Source organism: Shewanella sp. KX20019 (assembly GCF_016757755.1).
Classification (GTDB): domain Bacteria; phylum Pseudomonadota; class Gammaproteobacteria; order Enterobacterales; family Shewanellaceae; genus Shewanella.
The window spans coordinates 2384287-2408008 of sequence record NZ_CP068437.1 but is presented as its reverse complement, the minus strand read 5'-3'; the positions used below and the strand labels follow the sequence as shown (position 1 = coordinate 2408008).

Below are 23722 nucleotides of genomic sequence, written 5' to 3'. Positions count from 1 at the left end.
TTTTCCGATCCAATGACTCCAACCCGTACGGATAAAAGAAATGATATCCATCCTCAAGTAGAACTAGAGCTGCATTACCTAAGAACAACTCGATGCGTATTGCCTCTTTTGTCATAAACCTAGTTTTTCGTACAAACTTATTATTTTCATCTAAGCTCTGGATCGTAGTTCGCATTATCATTAGTCGCTCCTAGTCTTCCATTTCCACGTGCTGTTCCCAATCGGTGCAATCTTCTGTAATGACACCTTCGAGATTATCCATTGCATTGAATTCCTCCTTCGTTGTATTAAAGAAATTTTGATAGCAACCCGCCAGCTCTTTGAGATCACTTTCTGGTAAACCTTTCTTGCGATGATACTCAGTTGTCAATGCATGCGGCTGGTGGCGAAATTTAATAGACATTTCCCAGCCATCGCTTGATACATAGTCAACGAACTTACTTATGTACTGATTTAACTGGCGTCGATTTGAGTCAATGCTTAAGTCGAGATCTAGAATGGTTTTGTCGATATTTACAGTCGAATGCATAAGATCCGAAATTTTAGCGTTAACCTCTGTCAAATCTGACTGGCAATCCCCAAGCTTCTGTAAAAGCAGAGGCAGAGCGTTGCCCTTTACTGTACCAATTGCTACGGTGTAGTTGGAAATGGCATGTTCGCACTCGATTTTCTGAGCATTGAGCAATGAGATCTGATTTGTATTGTCAGATGGAGTAAAAATCTGTTTAAAATCTAGGAACTTAAGTACACCTAAAACAATATCTTCGATGGGTTTATAATGAATATGACCTATTTTACAGTCAGTTGAGCGTGATTTCTCGCCATTACAGTACAATCGATCGGGGTATTTGACCCCTGTGTACTTAGATTTACCAGAGTTCTTGTAGCTCAGTGAGTATCCACAGCAAGCACACTTCATGAACCCACGAAATAAGTGCTGATAAGTACCTGTTCTCCCGACTACAGTTGACTTAAATGTCGCATTGGCTTTAATAAATACATCATCGGGTATAATACGTGGGTAATAATCCTTTATCGGCTCACCAGTTAGCACTCTTTTCTCTTTGCCATCAATTACTTGTACCGTTCTAGGATGGTATTCACCTAATACAGTTCTAGATTTGATGGTATTGGTAACTAAGGTCGTATTCCAGTTAGATTTAGCAAAGCCTATCGTAGATACCCCCTCTGTATTGAATGCATCCACGATCTTCATGATGCCTAAGCCGCTGATCTTCATATCAAAGATCCGCTTAACGATAGCCACTTTGTCTGAGTTTACTAGAAATGACATACGGTCATCAGATAACGTCAGCCATGGCCTCTTAGCTAGTGCTAACTTCTTGCCGCCCTTTGCTGCCGACCGTCGTTGAATGTCGAATACTTCTTTTATCCGTTTTGACTTCTGTTCAGATTCCAATCTACCAAGGTATAGAGCTGCCGCCACTAACATCGCTCCACTTATGTCATTCTCGTCATCGTGTCTAAGTATTAGATTGAACTTAACTAGACCGATATTGATCTTATAGTCGAATAGCAATTGAATGATAGTCTGACCTTTACGTATACCCTGACGAGAGAGTCGGTCAGCATTTTCCAATATTAATAGTGAGTCATGTTCAATCTTGCCAGATTCGACTGCGGCAATGAACTTACCTAGACCAGCATCTGCTAAGAGGTTATGACCTTTATAGGCTGATACACCAGCATCATTAATCTCGTCGTGTAAAATATAATCGGGGTAATTCTTGAGGAATTTGAGCGCATTGTCTCGTTGGCGTTGCATGCCATCGCCTGAACTGGCTTGTATTTCGGTACTGACTCGATGGTACGAATAGGCTTTATTTTTCATATGCATCATGTAGTTAGATTAGTGGATGCATTATAACACTGTTTAGGGTCAATTAGTTATACGTCAGTGGATGTGCCAGCTGCAAGGTTGCCGTTTTGGTCTAAAGCCACAGCACCAACGGTACCAAACTTATAATCCAATTCCATATAATCGAGTGCACTTTGCTTATAATTATGCCCGGTACTCGCCTGATAATCGGGATTGGACTCCGCCATTTTAATTTTATCTTTGGCTCTTTGCAGCTGTTTGTAGCGGCTTTCGGTATCAAAGTGATTTGCAGGAACCAACTGATAACCTTGGGTTAAGGCAAACTCTTCAGCGCCTTGGCCAGATAACATCACATGAGGTGATTTTTCCATTACAGTTCTGGCCAGATCAATTGGGTTTTTAATATGTCGTACCCCCGCTACTGCGCCCGCATTCATGGTTTTACCATCCATGATTGAGGAATCCATCTCGTGTGCTCCATCATAAGTATAAACTGCCCCAACACCGGCATTAAACAACGGGCTATTTTCCAGTACATTAATTGATACCTGCACAGCCTCAAGACTATCACCGCCATCTTCTAATACTTTATAACCCGCATCGATGGCTTGTTGTAATTTGGCGCGATATGCTTTTTGTTGCGACTCCGTCAACTTGGCTTTAGAAATCGTGCCCGCACCACCGTGTATCGCAATCGAAAACGGCTTCTCAGCGGCATATGAAGTTGAGCTAACACCGACGAATGCCAGCAGGCAGACGGCTAAAATAGGGGAATAATTCACAAACAGTATCCATTTATATTTATTTGCCCTCTTTGTAACCATTTTCGACCATAATTACAATCAGCAACTTGCTTGAGTTCGCGATTCTAGTAACAATAGGTACATAAACTTAAAGTTAATAATAAGAGCCTGATATTTTTTGATAAGTTTGATTCGAGCAACGACCCATTCGTTAATGTTGATCAGTGTCTTACTGACTCCTTTTGCCGCTCTCGCAAACGATTTGCTCACGCTCAATATTAAGGGCGTAAAAGGCAGTTTGGCACGGAATGTCGAAGCACATCTAGGCGCTTTACCTGATTCAGAAGTGCAAAGGCGCGCATTTATTTTTAACGCTGAAGACAATATCAATGCAGCGATGCATTCAATGGGCTACTACAACAGTAAAATTAAACAAGAATTTATTACCAAAGACAAAGGCCCTTGGCTGCTTAATTACGTCATCACACCTGGTCTACCTACAACGGTTCGTTGGATTGATATACAAGTGGGCGGCGAACTCCGTGATGACGTTCTATTCGAACAGTGGCTGGCCCAGCTATCAATTCGTCCAGGAGATAGGCTTAATCATGGTGTTTATGAAAAGTTAAAAGCGCAACTGCTTACCTTGTCGTTAGCTCGCGGCTATTTTGACGGTAAATTTGAAAAAGCAGAAATTGAGGTAGACCGAGACTATAATAGTGCAAAAATAGCCCTGCATTACAACTCAGGTAAGCGCTATCACATTGGCCAAGTCACCTTTACCGGTCACACGCTGCAACCAGAGATCCTACAAGAGCTGATCCCGTTTGATATTGATGCTCCCTATAGTACGGGGAATCTTGGTCAACTGAATCGACAACTGCTGGATACCGGTTATTTCTCAAACATTAAAGTCTTGCCCTTAGTTGAGCAGGTAGACGGATTGCTCGTACCCATTAGAGTCGACTTGAGCCCTAAGCCAGATCATTCTATTGAACTGGGTTTAGGCGTCGATATTGGTAATACTGTCGATAATAGTATCGAGCCGCGAGTACGAGTCACTTGGCGAACTCCGCAAATTAATAGTTATGGTCACTCCCAAGAAACAACGGCAGAATGGGCTCCTGACAGACCCAAATTTTTAACCACTTATACTATACCTTTGAGTCACCCACTAGATGACCAACTTAAACTGCGTGTTGGCATGTTGCGCGACAAGTATGGTGTTACCCAAGTATATGACACTGAAGATAAAAAGTTCAAAAACACCGGCCAGCTCGAATCTTCAAAAATGCTCTTTGCAGTGATCCGCCAACAACGTTTAGGCCATCAGTGGATTTTGAACTATTCTGCAGAAGTGATGAAAGAGAGTTATACCCAGTCTGGTATCGATTATGATCCGCGATTCGTTCTACTAGGTGCTAACGTGTCTAAAACATCTCGTGGAGATAACTCACTCGATCCTAAGTCTGGTTTTTTGCAATACTACAGCTTAGAGTTTGCTGATCCTAGCCTTGGCTCTGAAGTCCGCTTGGCACGCTTTCAAGCAAAGTTTAAGTGGATCGAAACTTTCTTTGATAAACATCGCTTTGTCTCTCGTTTAGATCTAGCTGCCAACCTTACCAACGAGAATAACTTGGCTGAGATCCCTCCCTCGCTGCGCTATTTTGCCGGTGGTGACCAAAGTATTCGTGGTTACAGTTATAACGAGCTGGGCCCATCTATTGATTCTGTTAATGACGATGGAGATCTCGTGAGAGAAGTCGTTGGTGGCCGCTATTTAATGGTCGGCAGCATCGAGTATCAATATTACGTCACTCCAAATTGGCGAGTCGCTACCTTTGTCGATGCCGGTAATGCATTCGACGTCAATCAAATTGAAGCAATTACCTCTGTTGGTGCGGGCGTGCATTGGATATCACCCATTGGCCCGGTAAAGTTTGATGTAGGTGTTGGCTTAAAAGAGACGGATACTATCAGTAGACCTTGGCGGATCCATATCACCATGGGAGCTGAGCTATGAGTGGATCAAATAGCAACATTCCAAGCACGAGCAATGCTAAGGCAGCTGAATCGGCTGCAGCATCCAAAACGGTATCTCAACAGGTTTGGCGTTGGTTTAAGCGCGTAAGTCGAACAATTTTTTACATCCCATTAGGGCTGCTGATCTTATTCGCCATCATTATCGGAACCAACTTCGGAACGCATATCGCAGTACGGTTAGCCGATATGTTCGTACCCGATCTCAACGTGATTTATAAATCTGGCAAGATAAATCGCCGCTTAATGTTGGAAGTCGGTAATTGGCAAATGGCTGGTGTAAAGGTTGAAACAACCAACCTTGTATTGGATTGGAACCCGATGTGTTTAGTGCAGAAACAGCTTTGTGTGAATGAACTAAACGCGAGTAAAGTCAATGTTGAGATTGATACCGCTTTGATTGGTGAGCCATCCTCTACTGACAACACAAATACTGCTACCACTAATGTAGAGATAACGAGTAAAAACGCCGAACAAGCTAAAAACCAAAGTCAGACGGTCGACAACATACTCAGTGGTATCGAAGAAAACCAAGAGATCACCCTGCCCTTTGGCATAAAGCTAGATATAGGCTCCCTGAGCCAAGTCACAGTCCGTGTCAATGACATGGACTTCAATGCTGCCGAGCTAAACCTGAGCGCGGAGTGGCAAAGCACCGGAATTAGAGCGAGACATATCTATGCCAAAGACCTGTTAGTCTCCATCCCACTTGGAGAGACAGTAACGGACAAGCAAGCAGATACTGTAACTCAACAGACAAAGCCATCCACCGCAATAACGGCAAGTACTGCAGAAAAAGATTTAAACACCCATAGAAAAGATGCCGAGTGGGCGATGGCAAACTTACCTGAAGTATTTATGCCCATTCCAGTCTATGTAGAAGCGCTAGAGATCAAAAATGGTGATCTGATTCTGGGCCCAAGACAAGATAACTTTAAGCATCTATACCTAAGTGGTAGCTATCAAACCTTTCTCATTAACATAGAGAAATTTTCAGCAAGTCACAGTTATGGCACCGTTGACTTGGACGGGCAAATGTCGCTAGCAAAAGATTATCCGATGGACTTTGAACTTGACCTAGATCTTGGCCATGTCACTGAGGTACCTGGATTAAGTGATCAGCAACTGCACATCATCGTCAAGCAAGGTTTTAACCAACTTAACACTGATATTCAAGGTCAGGGACAGTTTGAATTTGACCTGTCATCAAGCATTGCACTGTCGAAACCAACAATGCCCTACTCAATATCATTGCGTTCAAAAAAGTTACAATGGCCATTAGTTAAACCTGAGTTTATTGCCACAGATATTAACTTGGAGACAAAGGGTGATCTTAATCTACAGCAAGTCGATCTAAACACTCACTTTAGATCCGATTACCATCCAATGTTAAAGATTGAATCCCAATTTAAACATAAAGAAAACAGATTTGAATTCGATCAACTTGATGTAAAAAGTCCTATGGGAAATGTAGGCCTAAATGGCAGTTTGACTTATGGCGACGTACTGTCATGGAACAGCTATTTTATTAGCGATGAACTCGATTTAAGCCAGTTAAATTTAAGCTTAAAGCAACCTCTTCCCAAGAGTAATATCAATGGTTCGATGGCAACAACAGGCGAGTTTGTGCTAAAGAATGCTCAATGGTCTATTGGGGTCACAGAGGCAAACCTTAATGGCGATGTCGCAGGCTATCCTTTAACGCTAGAGGGAGATTTAACCTTAGATCAAGATTGGTACCTAAGCTCTCCAGGGCTTAATATTCATGCACTGCAAAGTTCACTCTATATTAAAGGCGAAGTTGATAAACGCTGGGCCTTGACTGGCGACTTAAAAGTACCAGATTTAAGTTTGTGGCACCCAGATGCTCGCGGACAGATTAACAGTGATATTGATGTATCGGGTGAATCGAAGCAGCCAAATATTAATATATCTCTACTCGGTAATAATCTGAAATTTAGCCAGCTAGAGCTTGATACACTCACTTTAAAAGGCCAATACCAGCCACTGGATAATCAGTCATTTACTGCTTCACTTGATGCTAAAAACTTCAGCTACAATGATATTAATTTAGACGCTATTAACATTAATAGCGATGGCGACCTTAATCAACAATCCTTGAACATAGAAACCCAAGGAGAGTTGGCGCTAAAAACAGAGCTAAACAGCCTGTATGATGAAAAAAATAACCTAATAACTGCTGTTATAAACCAATTATCACTATCATCAACTCTTGGCGATGTCAGTCTAGATATGCCACTAAATGCTGTTTACGACCTTGGGCAAACTAAAGGTGAAATCAACCCCTTTTGCTTATCCCATCTCAGTGGCAAACTGTGCTCTAAAACAGCCGTTAAACTAGGTCTCAGCGGCGAAGCTAAACTAGAATATATTGGCGATATTGGGGTGCTAATTAAACCTTGGCTCCCTAGTAGTATTAACTGGCATGGTCCTGCTACCTTTGCATCTGAGTTTAAGTGGTTTAACGAGGGCAAACCTAGCGGATCGTTAAAACTTGATCTCGCACCAGGGAACTTAGATTTCAAAGCAAAAGCCACTAACAAGAACGAAGTTTCAATCGGCTATCGCTCAGTTCAAATTAGTAGCCTATTAAATGAGCAACACCTTAAAACGTCAGTTGCATTAGAGTCTCATGAAGTCGCCAGCTTGAATGCTGATTTAACAATAAATGTAACACCAGATAGAGCTATCGACGGTACCCTATCGCTACAGCAAATAAACTTGCATGCATTGGCGCAGCTATTACCTCAATTGGAAATACTTGAGGGCATTATCACAAGTAACTTAACAATTGGTGGAACACTCAGCGATCCACAGGCTTCAGGTGAAATATCTCTTAAGAAAGGTTCCATTTTGGCAACCGCAAACCCAACCTTGGTAGAGGATATCGATCTGAATCTAATTTTTGCAGGCAAGAAAGCGCAAATTGACGGAGAGCTAAAAATGGGTGATGGGCTGGCCTATATTGATGGTCAGCTTAATTGGCTAGATAAGCAGATTAAAGGCAATTTTAATATCAAAGGTGATGACTTAGCTGTTATTCAACCTCCTTTGGCTATTTTAAACGTGGGCACAGATCTCAATATCAGCTTTACCGACCACTCTGTAGATGTAAAGGGTGATATCAATGTGCCTTCAGGCCACATCACTATTGTTCAGCTCCCAGAGGGAGGCGTCGCAGTTTCAAAAGACGTAGTCTTTAAAGACAGCCTCACCACTGAGACGAAAAAAGCGACGCCTTTAGCTGTCTCGGCAGAGGTCAATTTAAATATCGGCGATAATCTTAAAGTTGACGGCATGGGCCTCAATGGCAAGCTACTAGGAAAATTAGAGTTAAAACAGAGTCCTTTTAGACCTCCTCTGCTGTTTGGTGAAATTAAAGTCATCGATGGAACCTATAAGTTCATGGGGCAGACACTGCAGATTAGAGCAGGCGAAATGCAGTTCATCGGTCCACTGGATGTGCCTAATTTAAATATTGAAGCAGCACGTGAAATAAAGGAAGAAGATGTGATTGCAGGTGTTCGCATAACTGGCACACCAATGAAACCCGTGGTTAACCTTTTTTCAAACCCTGCGAAAGAACAGGCAGAAATTTTAAATTATATTATTAGAGGCACAGGCCTCAACAGTAGCGATGGAGATCAGAATAGTGGCCTCATGATGGGGGCTGCACTTAGTCTAAGTAATCAAATTGGTGGCAGTGCTATTGGCAATATCGGTAATACTGCGACCGGGATCATCGAAAAAATTGGATTTTCAAATGTCCAGCTTGACGCCAATGATGATGGTCGATTCGCCATTAGTGGCTTTATTGGCGAAAACCTAATGGTTAAATATGGTATTGGAGTGTTCAATCCAGGATATGAGATGACAGTGCGCTACTATCTATTGTCCCAACTCTATCTTGAGACCGTATCCGGCACTATTGAGCAATCATTAGATATCTATTACAGCTTTGACTTGTAAGTTATCCGAGACACAAAAAAAGCCATCATGTTTGATGGCTTTTTTGCGATAACAATAATTACACTACATCGTTATGAGCACGCTATTTACTTATTAGATTCACCCAGCCCCACTGGCATATCATCTCTTAAGCTTTGCCACATCATGCCGCTATTAATGCCGTAGGTCCGCATTAATGAGGCCACTTCAGCATAATTTTTATCTATTGCTAACTGCTGTAACTGCTTATAAAAATCCATTGCTAACGCGCGAGCATCTGCACTAGAGAAGTAGTAGCGGCCAACGCGACTATATAAGCCTTTAAATCCATTAAGGATTAATACATACAGCGGGTTGCCAGACGAAAATGCTAATGTATGCTGTAACTCATAATCAAAATCAGCATAAGCCTGTGCAGTGTCTTCAAGCTCATCAAGCCTTGATAATGCTTCAACCGATTTTTCAGGGTTATTACGAATAGCTCCTCTGAAATAGATCGCGCTAACACTGCTACGAGCTGATAGCAATTGGTCTACTAGCTCAGGAAATCCATCGGGATTGAGTTCGGCAATCGTCTCAAGAATATTAAGACCTGACGTTTCCCAGAAATTATTTACTCGGGTAGGTTTGCCGTGCTGGATGGTTAACCACCCATCGCGTGCTAATCGTTGCAGCACTTCTCTTAAAGTGGTGCGGGTGACACCGATTAACTCTGACAACTCTCGTTCAGCTGGCAAAATAGAGCCGGGGGGAAATTTATTGTCCCAAATTGATCGTACAATATATTTCTCTGCAAAACTTGCAGGGCCTTTCGCATTGATGATCATCAGCCTACTTCATCCAATTGTTAGTATTATTCTAATACTGATCATACCAGAGCTAGTTAAAATGGAAACCCAAACAGGAGTATTAGCTAAATGCTGAGACGATAAACCTACAAATGTGTTCAAAAAACACGCTAACGATGATTTTTATATGATTTTTTTTGATTTAGGTAGCCGTTTAGGCAGACAATGCTTTTTAAGTTAGCCAAAAGGTTTTACCTTTAGCATCGACTGATTTATTAGTAACAACAAATTTAGTTAATTTTTTGTTATTATCAAACTATAAAAATACCAGAGTGAGGATTCCATGCCTGTGACAATGAGTCAGGCGTTTCTTGATAACTTCTTAGGCAATTCGCCGAAGTGGTTCAAATTCGCAATATTATCGTTTCTAGTGATCAACCCAGTCGTTTTTTATATTAATCCGTTTGTTGCGGGTTGGCTGCTGGTCTTAGAATTTATCTTTACCCTTGCTATGGCGCTCAAGTGCTACCCGTTGCAACCTGGAGGGTTGCTCGCTATCGAAGCCGTGATTATCGGCATGACTTCTCCCAGTCAAGTATTGCATGAAATTGAAGCTAATTTAGAAGTATTGCTACTGTTAATCTTTATGGTTGCAGGCATTTACTTTATGAAGCAACTACTGCTGTTTGCCTTTACCAAAATGATTACCAAGGTGCGCTCTAAAGTCGCCGTGTCTATCATGTTTTGTGTGGCGTCAGCTTTCTTATCTGCATTTCTAGATGCACTAACAGTTATTGCGGTCATTATTGCGGTCGCGGTAGGTTTCTACTCTATTTATCACAAGGTGGCATCGGGTAAGAGCTTTAATGACAACCATGATCATACTAGTGATGGACAAAGCCAACTGTGTGAAGAGGAGTTGGAAGCATTTAGAGGCTTCCTACGAAACTTATTAATGCACGCTGGTGTTGGTACTGCATTAGGCGGCGTTTGTACCATGGTCGGCGAACCACAGAACCTCATTATTGCAGCTCAAGCAAATTGGCAGTTCGCTGAATTCGCATTACGCATGTCTCCTGTGACTATCCCTGTTTTCTTTGCCGGTGTACTTACTTGTTACCTTGTCGAAAAGTTTAAAGTTTTTGACTATGGTAAACAGCTACCAGATGCGGTGCATAAGATTTTATCTGACTATTCTGCACACGAAGATGCCCATCGTACTAAACACGATAAGATGAAACTGGTAGTACAAGCACTTGTTGGTATTTGGCTAATTTTCGGTTTGGCCTTTCACTTGGCATCAGTTGGTTTAATTGGCCTATCGGTTATTATTCTAACCACCGCGTTTAATGGTGTGACCAATGAACACGCGTTAGGTAAAGCGTTTGAAGAGGCTTTGCCATTTACTGCTTTATTAGCTGTTTTCTTTGCTATTGTCGGTGTAATTATCGATCAACAGCTTTTCGCTCCAGTCATTCAATGGGCGCTAAGTTATGAAGGCAACACCCAGTTAGTTATTTTCTATATAGCCAATGGACTGCTTTCGATGGTGAGTGATAACGTGTTCGTGGGTACGGTCTATATCAATGAAGTGAAAGCGGCATTGCTTGATGGACAAATCACCCGCGATCAGTTTGACCTTCTCGCCGTTGCGATTAACACTGGTACTAACCTACCGTCAGTAGCGACACCTAATGGCCAGGCTGCATTCCTGTTCCTGCTCACATCCGCTATTGCTCCTCTCATTCGTCTGTCCTACGGACGTATGGTTTGGATGGCATTGCCTTATACGATTGTTTTGTCTATCGTAGGCATACTTGCGATACAGTTTGGGGCCTTAGAACAGATGACTCAATATTTCTACGATACAGAAATGTTGATCCATCACACTGTTCAAGAAGCTGGCAATAGTGCAGTATCAGCACATTGATAATGTAATAACTGAACTATTTTAATAATAGTTAGTCATATAAAACGCCCTATTCAGGGCGTTTTTTATTTGCAATGGAGACCTTGTCGTTGAATGCATTAACCCGTTTTGCCCAATCACGAGCCGCTTGGCTGACCCTTACTGCTACCGCAGTCTTATTAGAGTTAGCAGCACTGTTTTTTCAATATGTTATGAAACTCGACCCCTGCGTTATGTGCATTTATCAAAGGCTAGCTATCTTTGGTATTTTGTTTGCTGCGGTTGTAGGTTTAGCTGGTTACCAATCTCGTATTGCTAGATTGGCAGCGTTGGGCATATGGGGAGTAAGCGCCGTTTGGGGGCTAAAACTAGCACTAGAACTCGTGGATATGCAAACCAACCCATCTCCATTTGCAACCTGTTCATTTCTTCCGGAGTTTCCAACTTGGATGCCACTGCATGAATGGTTTCCATCAGTGTTTATGCCAACAGGAATGTGTTCAGATATACCTTGGGAGATGATGGGTATAACGATGGGTCAGTGGATGATCGTGGCGTTTTCAACTTATCTTGTTGCCTTGCTAGTCTTTTTTGTACCCGCTTTAAGGTTGAAGAAGTAGCTAATCTTCGCTTTCAAATGTGGTTGTAACATCAAGCCAGCCAAGACATTTGCCTTCATATACAACAAGTGACTATTCCGAGCTTTCTATAAGCTCGGGTTTTACTGCTTTCATGCCCCCATTAGTCAATACTCATTATCCTCCTGTGATACCGATTGCATTTAGACAACCCACAATAAACAACGGCGATATCTAATCGTTCTCCTGTATTTTTACAACCAAGAGACGTAAAAAATAGACGATTCATCAGCCTCAAATTTGGACTAACAAAACGTTATTATTAGTTTAATCTCAACTGCAACTATTGCAATTGCAACTATTTCTTATTGTTTTTATTTACTTTTTCATCTCAGCCTTTGCAAATTAGGTCTAATCTTAATAGTAGGAGGCCGCTGTTATCCAGCCTCTAATTCTATTTAGGTTGTTTAGGGGGTGGTTTATGGGTATTTTCGAGCATTACCAACAGCGCTATGAAAAAAAACTTGATGAAGAGTATTCATTAGAGGAGTTTTTGAGCATATGTAAAGAGGACCGTTGCGCATTTGCATCAGCAGCCGAACGGCTATTAATCGCCATTGGTGAACCAGAGTTAATTGATACCTCAAAAGAGCCTATACTCAGTCGGCTATTCTCAAACCGTTTGATTGCCAGATATCCAGCCTTCAAAGACTTTTATGGCATGGAAGAAGCCATAGAACAAATTGTAGCTTATTTGAAACATTCAGCCCAAGGACTGGAAGAGTCAAAACAGATCCTTTACCTCCTAGGGCCAGTGGGCGGCGGTAAATCCTCATTAGCAGAGAAACTTAAAGCACTAATGCAACAGGTGCCCATTTATGTACTTACTGCTGACGGTGTTCGTAGCCCTGTCAATGACCATCCATTTTGCCTATTTAATCTTGATGAAGATGGTCAGATCCTCAAACAAGAATACAACATTCCAAAACGCTATTTAAAAAGTATTATGTCGCCTTGGGCTGTTAAACGTCTGCATGAGTTTGGCGGTGATATTTCAAAGTTCAAAGTGGTCAAAGTCTACCCTTCAATCTTAGATCAGCTAGCAATTGCAAAAACAGAGCCTGGTGATGAAAACAATCAAGATATCTCATCGCTTGTCGGTAAAGTCGATATTCGACAGTTAGAGCATTTTGCACAAAATGATGCGGATGCCTATTCCTATTCAGGCGCATTATGCCGTTCAAACCAAGGTATGATGGAGTTTGTAGAGATGTTTAAGGCACCGATTAAAGTGCTTCACCCTCTATTGACTGCAACCCAAGAGGGAAATTATAACGGTACAGAGGGGCTTTCAGCTCTGCCCTTTGCAGGTATCATTCTCGCCCACTCTAATGAATCAGAGTGGACAACCTTTAGGAATAATAAAACCAACGAAGCATTTTTAGACCGAGTTTATATCGTAAAAGTCCCCTATTGCTTACGTATATCTGAAGAGGTACGGATTTACGAAAAACTACTCACAAACTCAGAGTTAGCGAATACACCCTGTGCACCAGGTACGTTGGAGACTTTGGCACAATTCAGTGTACTTTCGCGTGTAGTTGCTCCAGAAAACTCCTCTATTTACTCCAAAATGCGGGTCTATGATGGCGAAAGCCTTAAAGATACCGACCCTAAAGCAAAATCCTATCAAGAGTATCGAGACTATGCTGGCGTAGATGAAGGGATGGTTGGCTTATCAACCCGTTTTTCATTCAAAATATTGTCAAAAGTATTTAACTTCGACAATACAGAAATTGCCGCAAATCCAGTGCACCTCTTTTATGTATTGGAGCGGCAAATTGAGCAAGAGCAGTTTCCATCAGAAACTGCTGAGAGATATTTAGAGTTTCTAAAGGGCTACCTTATTCCTAAGTATGTGGAATTTATCGGTAAAGAGATCCAAACGGCTTATCTAGAGTCCTATTCCGAATATGGACAGAACATTTTTGATCGTTATGTCACCTATGCAGATTTTTGGATTCAAGATCAAGAATACAGAGACCCGGAAACAGGGCAACTTTTTGATAGAGCAGCCCTCAACGCTGAACTTGAAAAGATAGAAAAGCCCGCGGGGATCAGTAACCCCAAAGACTTCAGGAACGAGATTGTTAACTTTGTACTTAGAGCAAGAGCCAATAACGAAGGCACTAACCCGTTATGGACTAGCTATGAAAAACTCAGAACCGTTATTGAAAAGAAGATGTTCTCTAACACTGAAGATCTGCTTCCCGTAATCTCCTTTAATGGTAAAACATCTACCGATGATCAACGAAAGCATGATGACTTTGTTAACCGTATGATGGAAAAAGGCTATACGCAAAAACAAGTTAGATTGCTATCAGAATGGTATCTGAGAGTCAGAAAATCTTCTTAATAAAGCCAAGTGGGGGAGATTCATCCCTCGCTTTATTGGCTCGGAGGTGCGAATGGCCAATTTCATAGATCGTAGGCTCAATGCAAAAGGCAAGAGTACAGTTAATCGTCAGCGATTTCTTAATCGCTATAAAAAACAGATAAAAAAAGCGGTGAGTGATGCTGTTACACACCGCAGTGTCACCGATGTCGATAAAGGGGAAAAAATAAGCATTCCCACCCGTGACATTAGCGAACCTACATTTCACCAAGGCAGTGGTGGAGTGAGAGAGCGAGTTCACCCAGGTAACGATAAATTCAGCCGTGGTGATCAAATTGAAAGACCCCCTGCTGGTGGCGGTCAAGGTGCAGGACAAGGTGAAGCCTCTGATTCTGGCGAAGGTAATGATGATTTTGTATTTCAGATCTCAAAAGACGAGTATTTGGAGTTACTGTTTGAAGATTTAGAGTTACCTAACCTGCAAAACAATCGACTTAACAAACTAGTGGAATATCAAGTTTATCGAGCTGGGTTTACCAATGATGGCGTGCCAGCCAATATCAATATCATCCGTTCTTTACGGTCCTCTATTGCACGTCGCATGGCAATGACATCATCCAAGAAACGTACACTTAAGGAACTACAACAAGAGTTGACAGAACTTGAAGACACAGCAGGTTCTAACGCTGAACGCATATTAGCCCTTAGAGCAGAGATAGACGATCTGCAGTGCAGAATAAAGAAAGTGCCATTTATTGACACCTTCGATCTACGTTATAACAATTACGCTAAACGTGAAGTTCCTTCAAGCCAAGCTGTTATGTTCTGCCTTATGGACGTTTCAGGTTCGATGGATCAAGCAACAAAAGACATGGCAAAACGTTTTTATATCTTGCTCTACCTCTTTTTAACTCGCACCTATAAAAACTTGGAAGTTGTTTATATTCGCCACCATACCCAAGCAAAAGAGGTCGATGAACACGAATTTTTCTACTCACAGGAAACTGGTGGAACCATTGTTTCAAGTGCACTTAAATTAATGCATGAGATCCAACAAAAACGTTATCCGGCAACCGAGTGGAATATATATGCAGCACAAGCCTCTGATGGAGACAATTGGGCTGATGATTCACCCTCTTGTCATCAGATCCTCGAAAAACAGTTACTGCCTGTTGTCAGATATTTTAGTTATATCGAAATAACCAACAGAGCGCATCAAACACTATGGCGAGAGTACGAAACATTACAGAAAACACACACCAACATCGCGGTTCAACACATAAAACAAGCCGAAGATATCTATCCCGTGTTTAGAGAGCTATTCAAGAAACAAGCTGTGTGAGGGGGCGTTATGGACAAAACAGTAAAAAGAAAACCATTAGATGATGGACCCGATTGGAATTTTGAATTGCTACAAAGCTATTTAACCGAAATAGAACGCGTCGCTAACCATTATCGGTTAGATACATACCCTAATCAAATTGAGGTTATCACTGCTGAACAGATGATGGATGCCTACGCTGGAATAGGCATGCCTATTGGTTACACTCATTGGTCATTCGGTAAACGTTTTATCGAGACCGAGCAAGGTTATAAGCGCGGACAAATGGGGTTAGCTTATGAAATTGTCATTAATTCAGAACCCTGCATCGCCTACCTTATGGAAGAAAATACTATCACCATGCAAGCTTTAGTGATGGCCCATGCCAGTTTCGGACATAATAGCTTTTTTAAAGGCAACTATCTGTTTAAAACATGGACTGATGCAAGTTCGATAATAGATTACTTAGTGTTTGCCCGAAATTATATCAGTGAGTGTGAAGAGTTGCATGGTATTGAAAGAGTTGAAAGTATCATTGACTCATGCCATGCACTAATGAGTTTTGGTGTGGACCGATATAAACGACCAAGTGAGATCTCCTTTAAAGAGGAGCAAATGCGCCAAAAAGATAGAGAAGCCTATCTACAGAGCCAAGTTAACGATCTATGGCGCACGGTGCCAGAAACACCTCAAGAGGAGTTAATGGCTAAAAAACAGCATTTCCCAACAGAACCGCAAGAAAATATATTGTACTTCATTGAAAAAAATGCCCCACTTTTAGAACCGTGGCAAAGAGAAATTGTTCGAATAGTGAGGAAAATGGGCCAATACTTCTACCCACAAAAACAAACCCAAGTGATGAACGAAGGCTGGGCTACATTTTGGCATTACACCATTCTTAACCACCTATATGATGAAGGACTGGTGACAGATAGATTTATGCTGGAGTTTTTACAAAACCATACCAATGTTGTCATCCAACCTAGCTACAATAGCCCACACTATAGTGGCATAAACCCATACGCCCTCGGCTTCAACATGTTTATTGATATTCGTCGCATATGTGAAAAACCTACCGAAGAGGATAAAGAGTGGTTTCCTGATATTGCAGGGAGTGATTGGCTAACAACGTTGCACTTTGCAATGGAAAATTTCAAAGATGAAAGTTTTATTAGTCAATACCTTTCACCCAACATCATTCGTCAGTTCAAGCTATTTTCAATTCTAGATGATGACAATAAAAATCACCTAGCAGTGTCAGCGATTCATGACGAGCAGGGGTACAAGGAGATAAGAGAGAAACTATCGCAGCAATATAACTTGTCTAACCTAGAGCCAAATATACAAGTCCATAATGTAGAAGTATCAGGTGATAGGTCTTTAACATTACGTTATGTTCCAAATGCTAGGATCCCATTAGCTGACACCCGGCATGAGGTCGTCAAACATATCCATCGTTTATGGGGATTTGATGTAAGGATTGAACAAGGTGAAAATGGAGAACATAAGGTGATAGCCGCCTGCCCCGAACGCAAGTTAGACAATGCCGCCAATATTTAAATCACGTTTTTCTCCCACAAAAAAAGCGCCTAATTAGGCGCTTTTTCAATTCACTTAAAACTTAAGCAAATTTAAAGTCAATATGTTCAACTAAAGTCTTGTACGCATGACGTTGCATGTCTTGAACACGTACTAATACATCTTTACCATCTAAAGCGATAGTTAGGTCTGTATTGTAGAAATCATCGTTCGCTTGGATGTTGATGATATCTTTATGATCAAAAACGATAGAGATAGCTTCTTTACCTGGACCATAGATAACAGCAGGAACTTTGTTAGCATGACGTAGGCGGCGGCTCGAACCTTTCCCTATTTCAGTGCGGATTTGTGCAGCGATTGTATAAGACATAATAAAACTCACTTAATATAAATAAGATAACAATAATTACAGTGGAGATTTTCGACCAACCTCTACTGGCTAAAAGCGGGCGGATACTAACATACAATTGTAAACTAAACAAAAGAATCTTCGAGTTCACCCATTGCTAATAGCTACCACTGTTACCAAGTTCTTATAGGTCCCGTGTCGATATGCACGAATCCGGAATTAGGGTAGTAACCAACCCCACCTAACTTTAGTTCAATCGCGGCACTTCTTACATCAGCGAGATCGACACCAGGGACGGCTATATCTAATGCCATACCCTTCATATGGTAGCTTTTCTTTGCGACACCATTACTTCTTTTAGCTAACATTTCGTTCGTTTTTGGCGAACGGTAGCCCGATATAATATGAAACTCATCATCAAAACTCAGAGAAGTTTTTAATTTATATGCAAAGTCAAATAACCGTTTATCCATGGGGGCAGATTCATTTTGACGATGATCTCTTAAAACTTGACTAAAATCTGTCAAAATATCACTCTGATAATCACCGTCAATCCAGTAGCTTCCCTGCTCTCGCTCACCAGTATGGCGGTTATAAAAGCCTAAGCTACGAACCCCTTTGGTTGAACGGCTTGCCTGTGCCTTTGTCGGAAGCATTGAAAACATTGCAACACCACCAAGGCCTAATAATAACTGTCTACGAGCAGAACATACTACGGTCACACTTTCACCATTGACTACTTTTCCTACAACTGGCAGGCAAATTAACCTGTTTATTTTTGGAATGCAAATAATCAGTATAAAATATCGCTATATATACTATAAGTCGTTGATTTGGTCTTTTGTAGAAGTTGAAACCGCTGTCAGCAGTTGTTTCTGGTAGATATCATTTCTAAATTGAGCGAGGTTATTTTTATCAATCCATGCAGTCCAATACACTAGATGGACATCGAGTGTCGCATTAAGAGCAAACCACTGGGTTTTTTGAGTATCTACATGCCTGTCAACCCATGTCTGCTTATCTTTAACTAAGTTTGCTGCGATCCAATTAGCCAATCCCTCAACATTTTCCACTCGTATGCAACCCGATGAAAGTGCCCTATTGCTACGCTGAAATAATTTTTGGTCTTCAGTATCGTGTAAAAAGATACTATGGTCATTTGGGAAGTAGAATTTATACCTACCTAAGGTATTATTGACTCCAGGCCGTTGAACGAACCGAAATGGGAATGGACCCGTCGCTAAATCACGCCACTGTTCTGCAGATTTAACGACTTGATTTCCGTTGCGATCAAAAACATCAAACGCCCGCTTTTCAATATAGTTCCCGTCTTTCCTAACCTGTGGTAATAGGTCATTGTATAAAATCTTTTTAGGCACTCTCCAGCTAGGGTTAATCACTACGTTTGAGATTGAGCCACTGAGTAATGGGGTTTGACGATAAGGCTTGCCGACTATCACTCTTGACGCCAACTCAACTCTGCCATTATTAAATAACTCCATTTCAAACGCTGGAATGTTAATTACAAGAAAGCTTCGCGCTTGCTGTGCCATAAACTCGGCTCTCAAAATAAAGTTAATGGCCAGTATTGAAACTCTTTCACTGGGAAGTACGTTTAACCATTTCAATGTTTCTGGTCCAATGATCCCATCAGGATTTAGACCATGCCTCATCTGGAATCTTTTTACTGACTTCACCAGCGCATCATTATAGTTATTTGGCGTTTCAGGTATCACGAGTGGAGGCGCAGCATCTCCGAGTAACCATAACCGCATAGCGATCTCTGCTATAGCCGAATGATCCCTATTAGGCCTTAGAAGACCTTCTATCTCAATAGGAGTCCATGGGTCTTTCAACGAGAGCCATTGTAGATGTCGTAAACGATTCTGTAGTTGTAGGTAACTTGGTAAGCTAGGCTCTATTGCCATCGCTCTTACGTATGGGTCTTTAACTGACTTATAGTCAGGGTTGCGGACAGAGATGTGCCTGCGGGCCCAAAACCCAACAATCTCATGCTCTATACTGGCAATTTCATCACTAGAAGCAAGGAACTGAGATAAGCGTTGCTTAGCAAGCTCATACTTAGGATCAGGCTCTACCACGAACATTAGCGCCAATTGCTGAGATAGCATACGTTGAGCACTAATGTTTCGCTCATTCCCTTCCGCAGAGAAACTCACAATAGCAAGAATAAAACAGAATAAAACACTAGCAAACTGCATATACACACCCTACTCATCACAACAAACTAAGTATGGCAAATAATCATGTTTTGTATATGACCGCTTTAAGAATAAAAATGAACTGTATCTAGCTCAAAAATAGATCAACTTTTTGCTTTTGCTTTTGCTTTTGCTTTTGCTTTTGCTTTTGCTTTTGCTTTTGCTTTTGCTTTTGCTTTTGCAAAGTATTTAAGTAACAGCTAAAGCATTGATTACGATGAAAGATAAAACGAGTGCAGCTCAAATGACCTATTGGCAAGTTCAGCCACTAGAAAGCCTAGCACAGGATTACAGGGTACCCAGACTGGTCTTGAAAGTGCGAGGGATTTCAGTTTAAGTTTTAAATACAAAAAAGCCCCAAATTTCGTTGGGGCTTTCTCGCAAAGCTCCGAAGAGAATTATATGGTACCCGAGGCCGGACTTGAACCTGCACGTGCCCTGTTAAGAGTAGCGAGGATTTTAAATTCCAATAGCATGGACTTAACCGAGTTCAATAATTACTGGATACAAAAAAGCCCCGACTAGTGTCGAGGCTTGAATGATGGTACCCGAGGCCGGACTTGAACCAGCACGTGCCTTGTTAAAAGTAGCGAGGATTTTAAATTCCAATAGCATGGACTTAACCGAGTTCAATAATTACTGGATACAAAAAAGCCCCGACTAGTGTCGAGGCTTGAATGATGGTACCCGAGGCCGGACTTGAACCAGCGCGTGCCTTGTTAAAAGTAGCGAGGATTTTAAATTCCAATAGCGTGGACTTAACCGAGTTCAATAATTACTGGATACAAAAAAGCCCCGACTAGTGTCGAGGCTTGAATGATGGTACCCGAGGCCGGACTTGAACCAGCACGTGCCTTGTTAAGAGTAGCGAGGATTTTAAATTCCAATAGCATGGACTTAACCGAGTTCAATAATTACTGGATACAAAAAAGCCCCGACTAGTGTCGAGGCTTGAATGATGGTACCCGAGGCCGGACTTGAACCAGCACGTGCCTTGTTAAGAGTAGCGAGGATTTCAAATTCCAATAGCATGGACTTAACCGAGTTCAATAATTACTGGATACAAAAAAGCCCCGACTAATGTCGAGGCTTGAATGATGGTACCCGAGGCCGGACTTGAACCGGCACGCCTATTAAGCGAGGGATTTTAAATCCCTTGTGTCTACCGATTCCACCACTCGGGCAAACTCGTTGACTTTGATGATACGTGTTATCGGTAGAAACACTGTCGTTAATTACTTAACCACTCATCAAACTCTTAATTTGTGGAGGCGCGACCCGGAGTCGAACCGAGATCGACGGATTTGCAATCCGCAGCATAGCCATTCTGCCATCGCGCCACTATTAAATTGGAGCGACATATCGGGTTCGAACCGATGACCTATACCTTGGCAAGGTATCGCTCTACCAACTGAGCTAATGTCGCATTTCAATTTAATCTGTAATCAAGTTCTTGCTTAGTTCGCTTCCCCTTGACTACGGAATGGCATTCTACCGATTTATGTCTGAGAGTCAACGCTATATTTATAGATAAATAACTGCTTGCGCACTAATTAATCTTATTGTTTTTTTAACGAGCTACTCGGCGGTTAAATCACCCCAAGCAGCCATTATATAGCTCATCATCGACCAAAAAGTCAGAACAGCTGCAACGTAAAATAAACCAAATGCACTATATATAATAAAATCATTTGGCTGCCAAATTAATCCTGTTATGGCAGTCATCTGTGCAGCTGTTTTATATTTACCAATCCAAGAGACAGCAACTGCACCTCGTTTACCGATTTCAGCCATCCACTCTCTTAAGGCAGAAATAACGATCTCACGGCCAATCATAAATAATGCCGGTAAGGTCAGCCAAACACTATCATATTGAGCAACAAGCAACACCAACGCAGTCGTCACCATGATTTTGTCTGCTACGGGGTCAAGAAAAGCACCAAATCGAGTTGATTGTTTTAATTTTCGTGCTGCGTACCCGTCGAGTGCATCTGTCACCGCTGCTAACCAGAAGACAAAAGCAGCGGCAAAAAGAGCCCAGCTGTCAGGCATGTAAAAAAGAACGATAAATACAGGTAACAGTAATAACCTGAACAGTGTTAAAGCAATAGGAATGTTAAACGGCATCATAAAACCTAAAATTCAAAAGCAGCGCCAATCTTGCCTTAATTTTACTACCCTCGCAATGCATCATGTATTGTTTGTGCCATTTCTAAGCTGATACCCGGTACTTTTACCAATTCTGCTACACTCGCTCCCTTAACTTCCTGTAATCCACCTAAATGTTGCAATAGTGCCTTACGCCGTTTAGGTCCGACTCCTTCGATAGATTCAAGTGAAGAGGTGTTGCGGGTTTTCTGACGCTTATTACGGTGTCCAGTAATAGCAAAACGGTGAGATTCGTCTCGTATATGTTGGATCAAGTGCAAAGCACCTGAATCTGCAGGTAAAGAAAAAGACACTTCATTCTCACCATAGATCAATGTTTCGAGACCCGGCTTACGACCTTCACCTTTGGCAATACCTATCAATGTCGGCGCATGATCTAACGAAACAAACTTTTCATCCACTATTTTTTGGGCGATGCGCAGCTGCCCTATGCCACCATCAATAAACAATATATCGGGTACCTTGGCACCTGCGACCACTTTATCGAAACGACGACTAATAGCTTGCTTCATTGCAGCATAATCATCACCAGGGGTGATACCATTAATATTGTAACGACGATAATCGGCTTTGTGCGGACCTTCTCTATTAAACACAACGCATGATGCTACCGTGCTTTCCCCCATGGTATGGCTGATATCAAAACATTCCATTCTCTGTATTTTATTGCTAACTTCAATAGCCTCTTCCAGTAATAAGAAGCGTTGTTCTACGGTATTCTTATGAGAAAGCCTGGTGTTGACCGCATTAGTCGCATTGGTTACTGCTAAACGTAAAAAACGTGCTCTCTCCCCGCGAACTTGGGATTTTATTTCCACTTTTCTTTCCTGAGCTGCTTTGATGGCACCAGCAAGCTGTTCTTGTTCATCAAAAGCGTCACTAACCAGGATCTCTTTTGGCGTAATACGTTGGCTGTCCGAATTAAGGTAAAACTGAAACATGAAAGCGCGCAGTACTTCAGACAACTCTGTATCAACAGGCACTTTGGGGTAATAACTGCGGCTACCGAATATTTTGCCTTCTCGAATAAATAACAGATGAAAACAAGCGACTCCTGATGCAAAGTGCACACCGATCACATCCATATCACCTGAAGAGTGCGAGACTTCTTGCTGCTCCGCTACTCGCCTTAGCGCGGTGATCTGATCTCGGTAACGTGCGGCATCCTCATAATGGAGCTCACCAGCAGCTTGCTCCATTTTTCCAACGAGTGCTTTAGTGACCTGCTGGTCTTTACCCTTTAAAAATAGGGCCGCTAATGTCACTTGCTCTTGGTAGTCTTTAAGCGATACCTTGTCTACACACGGCGCGCTACAACGACCAATTTGATACTGTAAACAGGGACGAGACCTTGCTTTGTAATACAGGTCATCACATTGACGAATGGGAAATATCTTTTGCAGTAGGTGTAAACTCTCACGGACAGCACCGCCATTTGGATAAGGTCCAAAATATTGGCCTTTATCTCTTTTAGGGCCTCTATGATATGAGAGTCTCGGATGCTTGTGGTTACTTAACAAGATATATGGATAGGACTTGTCATCTCTAAGCAGGACATTGTATTTAGGCATGTACTGCTTAATGTAATCATTTTCTAGGATCAGAGCATCGGTTTCACTGTGGGTTACAGTGACATCGATATTGGCTATTCTAGAGACCAGTGCTTGGGTTTTTACATTGGCTACATTTTTACGAAAATAGGAAGATAACCGTTTTTTTAGGTCTTTGGCTTTACCAACATAGATAACGATATCTGCAACATCATACATTCGGTAAACACCGGGTGATGAGGTCACAGTTTTCAAAAACTCATTGGAATTAAACGCTTCTGTCATACGCTCTTTATCTGTCAATTGACTC

At 41.8% G+C, this 23722-nt stretch carries 14 protein-coding genes, 3 tRNA genes and 1 pseudogene; 7 read left to right on the top strand and 11 right to left on the bottom strand.

Translation table 11 applies throughout. From position 1 onward, the window contains the following. Window positions 1–190: 190 nt before the first annotated feature. Together JK628_RS10550 and JK628_RS10545 are read right to left on the bottom strand one after the other, a co-directional pair. Window positions 191–1852: a recombinase family protein gene (locus JK628_RS10550; protein WP_202289420.1), complete on the bottom strand. Its 1662-nt coding sequence runs from the start codon at window positions 1850–1852 to the stop codon at window positions 191–193. A gap of 65 nt (window positions 1853–1917) precedes the next feature. Continuing rightward, window positions 1918–2664, bottom strand: a pseudogene (locus tag JK628_RS10545) (isoaspartyl peptidase/L-asparaginase family protein); the annotation flags it as partial. Between the two features lie 97 nt (window positions 2665–2761). On the opposite strand from JK628_RS10545, the gene JK628_RS10540 reads away from it, so the two are divergent. Together JK628_RS10540 and tamB are read left to right on the top strand one after the other, a co-directional pair. Further along, window positions 2762–4606, top strand: a complete 1845-nt coding sequence (locus tag JK628_RS10540; RefSeq protein ID WP_443020002.1) for an autotransporter assembly complex protein TamA — start codon at window positions 2762–2764, stop codon at window positions 4604–4606. Further along, complete coding sequence (gene tamB / locus JK628_RS10535; protein ID WP_202289419.1) at window positions 4603–8613, top strand: autotransporter assembly complex protein TamB; 4011 nt, start codon at window positions 4603–4605, stop codon at window positions 8611–8613. Before JK628_RS10540 ends, tamB begins: the two co-directional genes overlap by 4 nt. An 86-nt stretch (window positions 8614–8699) precedes the next feature. Here tamB and fadR read toward each other — a convergent pair whose 3' ends face one another. Beyond that, complete coding sequence (fadR, locus tag JK628_RS10530; RefSeq protein WP_202289418.1) at window positions 8700–9419, bottom strand: fatty acid metabolism transcriptional regulator FadR; 720 nt, start codon at window positions 9417–9419, stop codon at window positions 8700–8702. Window positions 9420–9723: 304 nt separating this feature from the next. Between fadR and nhaB the strand changes: the two genes are divergently transcribed. The 5 genes from nhaB (at window position 9724) to JK628_RS10505 (ending at window position 17143) form a co-directional block, all read left to right on the top strand. After that, window positions 9724–11310 (top strand): sodium/proton antiporter NhaB, encoded by a 1587-nt coding sequence (gene nhaB, locus JK628_RS10525; RefSeq protein ID WP_202289417.1) that lies wholly within the window; start codon window positions 9724–9726, stop codon window positions 11308–11310. Between the two features lie 89 nt (window positions 11311–11399). Continuing rightward, window positions 11400–11909, top strand: coding sequence for a disulfide bond formation protein DsbB (dsbB, locus tag JK628_RS10520; protein ID WP_202289416.1), 510 nt, complete (start codon window positions 11400–11402; stop codon window positions 11907–11909). A 439-nt stretch (window positions 11910–12348) separates the two neighbouring features. Further along, complete coding sequence (locus JK628_RS10515) at window positions 12349–14283, top strand: PrkA family serine protein kinase (protein ID WP_202289415.1); 1935 nt, start codon at window positions 12349–12351, stop codon at window positions 14281–14283. A gap of 52 nt (window positions 14284–14335) precedes the next feature. Then, window positions 14336–15604: a YeaH/YhbH family protein gene (locus JK628_RS10510; RefSeq protein ID WP_202289414.1), complete on the top strand. Its 1269-nt coding sequence runs from the start codon at window positions 14336–14338 to the stop codon at window positions 15602–15604. Window positions 15605–15613: 9 nt separating this feature from the next. Further along, window positions 15614–17143: a SpoVR family protein gene (locus tag JK628_RS10505; RefSeq protein ID WP_202289413.1), complete on the top strand. Its 1530-nt coding sequence runs from the start codon at window positions 15614–15616 to the stop codon at window positions 17141–17143. A gap of 61 nt (window positions 17144–17204) precedes the next feature. Here the strand turns inward: JK628_RS10505 and rplY are convergent, their stop codons facing one another. From rplY to uvrC, 8 genes are all read right to left on the bottom strand, one after another. Next, complete coding sequence (gene rplY, locus JK628_RS10500) at window positions 17205–17492, bottom strand: 50S ribosomal protein L25 (protein ID WP_202289412.1); 288 nt, start codon at window positions 17490–17492, stop codon at window positions 17205–17207. A 152-nt stretch (window positions 17493–17644) separates the two neighbouring features. Then, window positions 17645–18193: a DUF882 domain-containing protein gene (locus JK628_RS10495; RefSeq protein WP_202289411.1), complete on the bottom strand. Its 549-nt coding sequence runs from the start codon at window positions 18191–18193 to the stop codon at window positions 17645–17647. A gap of 96 nt (window positions 18194–18289) precedes the next feature. Next, entirely contained in the window at window positions 18290–19693 is a 1404-nt protein-coding gene (locus tag JK628_RS10490; RefSeq protein ID WP_202289410.1) for a L,D-transpeptidase family protein, read from the bottom strand. Between the two features lie 1098 nt (window positions 19694–20791). Continuing rightward, window positions 20792–20877: transfer RNA gene (locus JK628_RS10485), tRNA-Leu, on the bottom strand. A gap of 82 nt (window positions 20878–20959) precedes the next feature. Continuing rightward, window positions 20960–21033, bottom strand: a tRNA-Cys gene (locus JK628_RS10480). 10 nt (window positions 21034–21043) lie between these two features. After that, window positions 21044–21119 (bottom strand) — tRNA-Gly (locus JK628_RS10475). Window positions 21120–21271: 152 nt separating this feature from the next. Next, window positions 21272–21820 (bottom strand): CDP-diacylglycerol--glycerol-3-phosphate 3-phosphatidyltransferase, encoded by a 549-nt coding sequence (gene pgsA / locus JK628_RS10470; protein ID WP_202289409.1) that lies wholly within the window; start codon window positions 21818–21820, stop codon window positions 21272–21274. A gap of 47 nt (window positions 21821–21867) precedes the next feature. After that, window positions 21868–23697 (bottom strand): excinuclease ABC subunit UvrC, encoded by a 1830-nt coding sequence (gene uvrC / locus JK628_RS10465; protein ID WP_202289781.1) that lies wholly within the window; start codon window positions 23695–23697, stop codon window positions 21868–21870. Window positions 23698–23722: the final 25 nt, after the last annotated feature.

Bases quoted from the DNA above. Each gene is read 5' to 3' on its own strand.
- JK628_RS10490 (WP_202289410.1), bottom strand. From the start codon at position 19,693: ATGCAGTTTGCTAGTGTTTTATTCTGTTTTATTCTTGCTATTGTGAGT.
- pgsA (WP_202289409.1), bottom strand. From the start codon at position 21,820: ATGCCGTTTAACATTCCTATTGCTTTAACACTGTTCAGGTTATTACTG.
- fadR (WP_202289418.1), bottom strand. From the start codon at position 9,419: ATGATCATCAATGCGAAAGGCCCTGCAAGTTTTGCAGAGAAATATATT.
- JK628_RS10510 (WP_202289414.1), top strand. From the start codon at position 14,336: ATGGCCAATTTCATAGATCGTAGGCTCAATGCAAAAGGCAAGAGTACA.
- JK628_RS10515 (WP_202289415.1), top strand. From the start codon at position 12,349: ATGGGTATTTTCGAGCATTACCAACAGCGCTATGAAAAAAAACTTGAT.
- nhaB (WP_202289417.1), top strand. From the start codon at position 9,724: ATGCCTGTGACAATGAGTCAGGCGTTTCTTGATAACTTCTTAGGCAAT.
- JK628_RS10550 (WP_202289420.1), bottom strand. From the start codon at position 1,852: ATGAAAAATAAAGCCTATTCGTACCATCGAGTCAGTACCGAAATACAA.
- rplY (WP_202289412.1), bottom strand. From the start codon at position 17,492: ATGTCTTATACAATCGCTGCACAAATCCGCACTGAAATAGGGAAAGGT.
- JK628_RS10505 (WP_202289413.1), top strand. From the start codon at position 15,614: ATGGACAAAACAGTAAAAAGAAAACCATTAGATGATGGACCCGATTGG.
- tamB (WP_202289419.1), top strand. From the start codon at position 4,603: ATGAGTGGATCAAATAGCAACATTCCAAGCACGAGCAATGCTAAGGCA.
- uvrC (WP_202289781.1), bottom strand. From the start codon at position 23,697: ATGACAGAAGCGTTTAATTCCAATGAGTTTTTGAAAACTGTGACCTCA.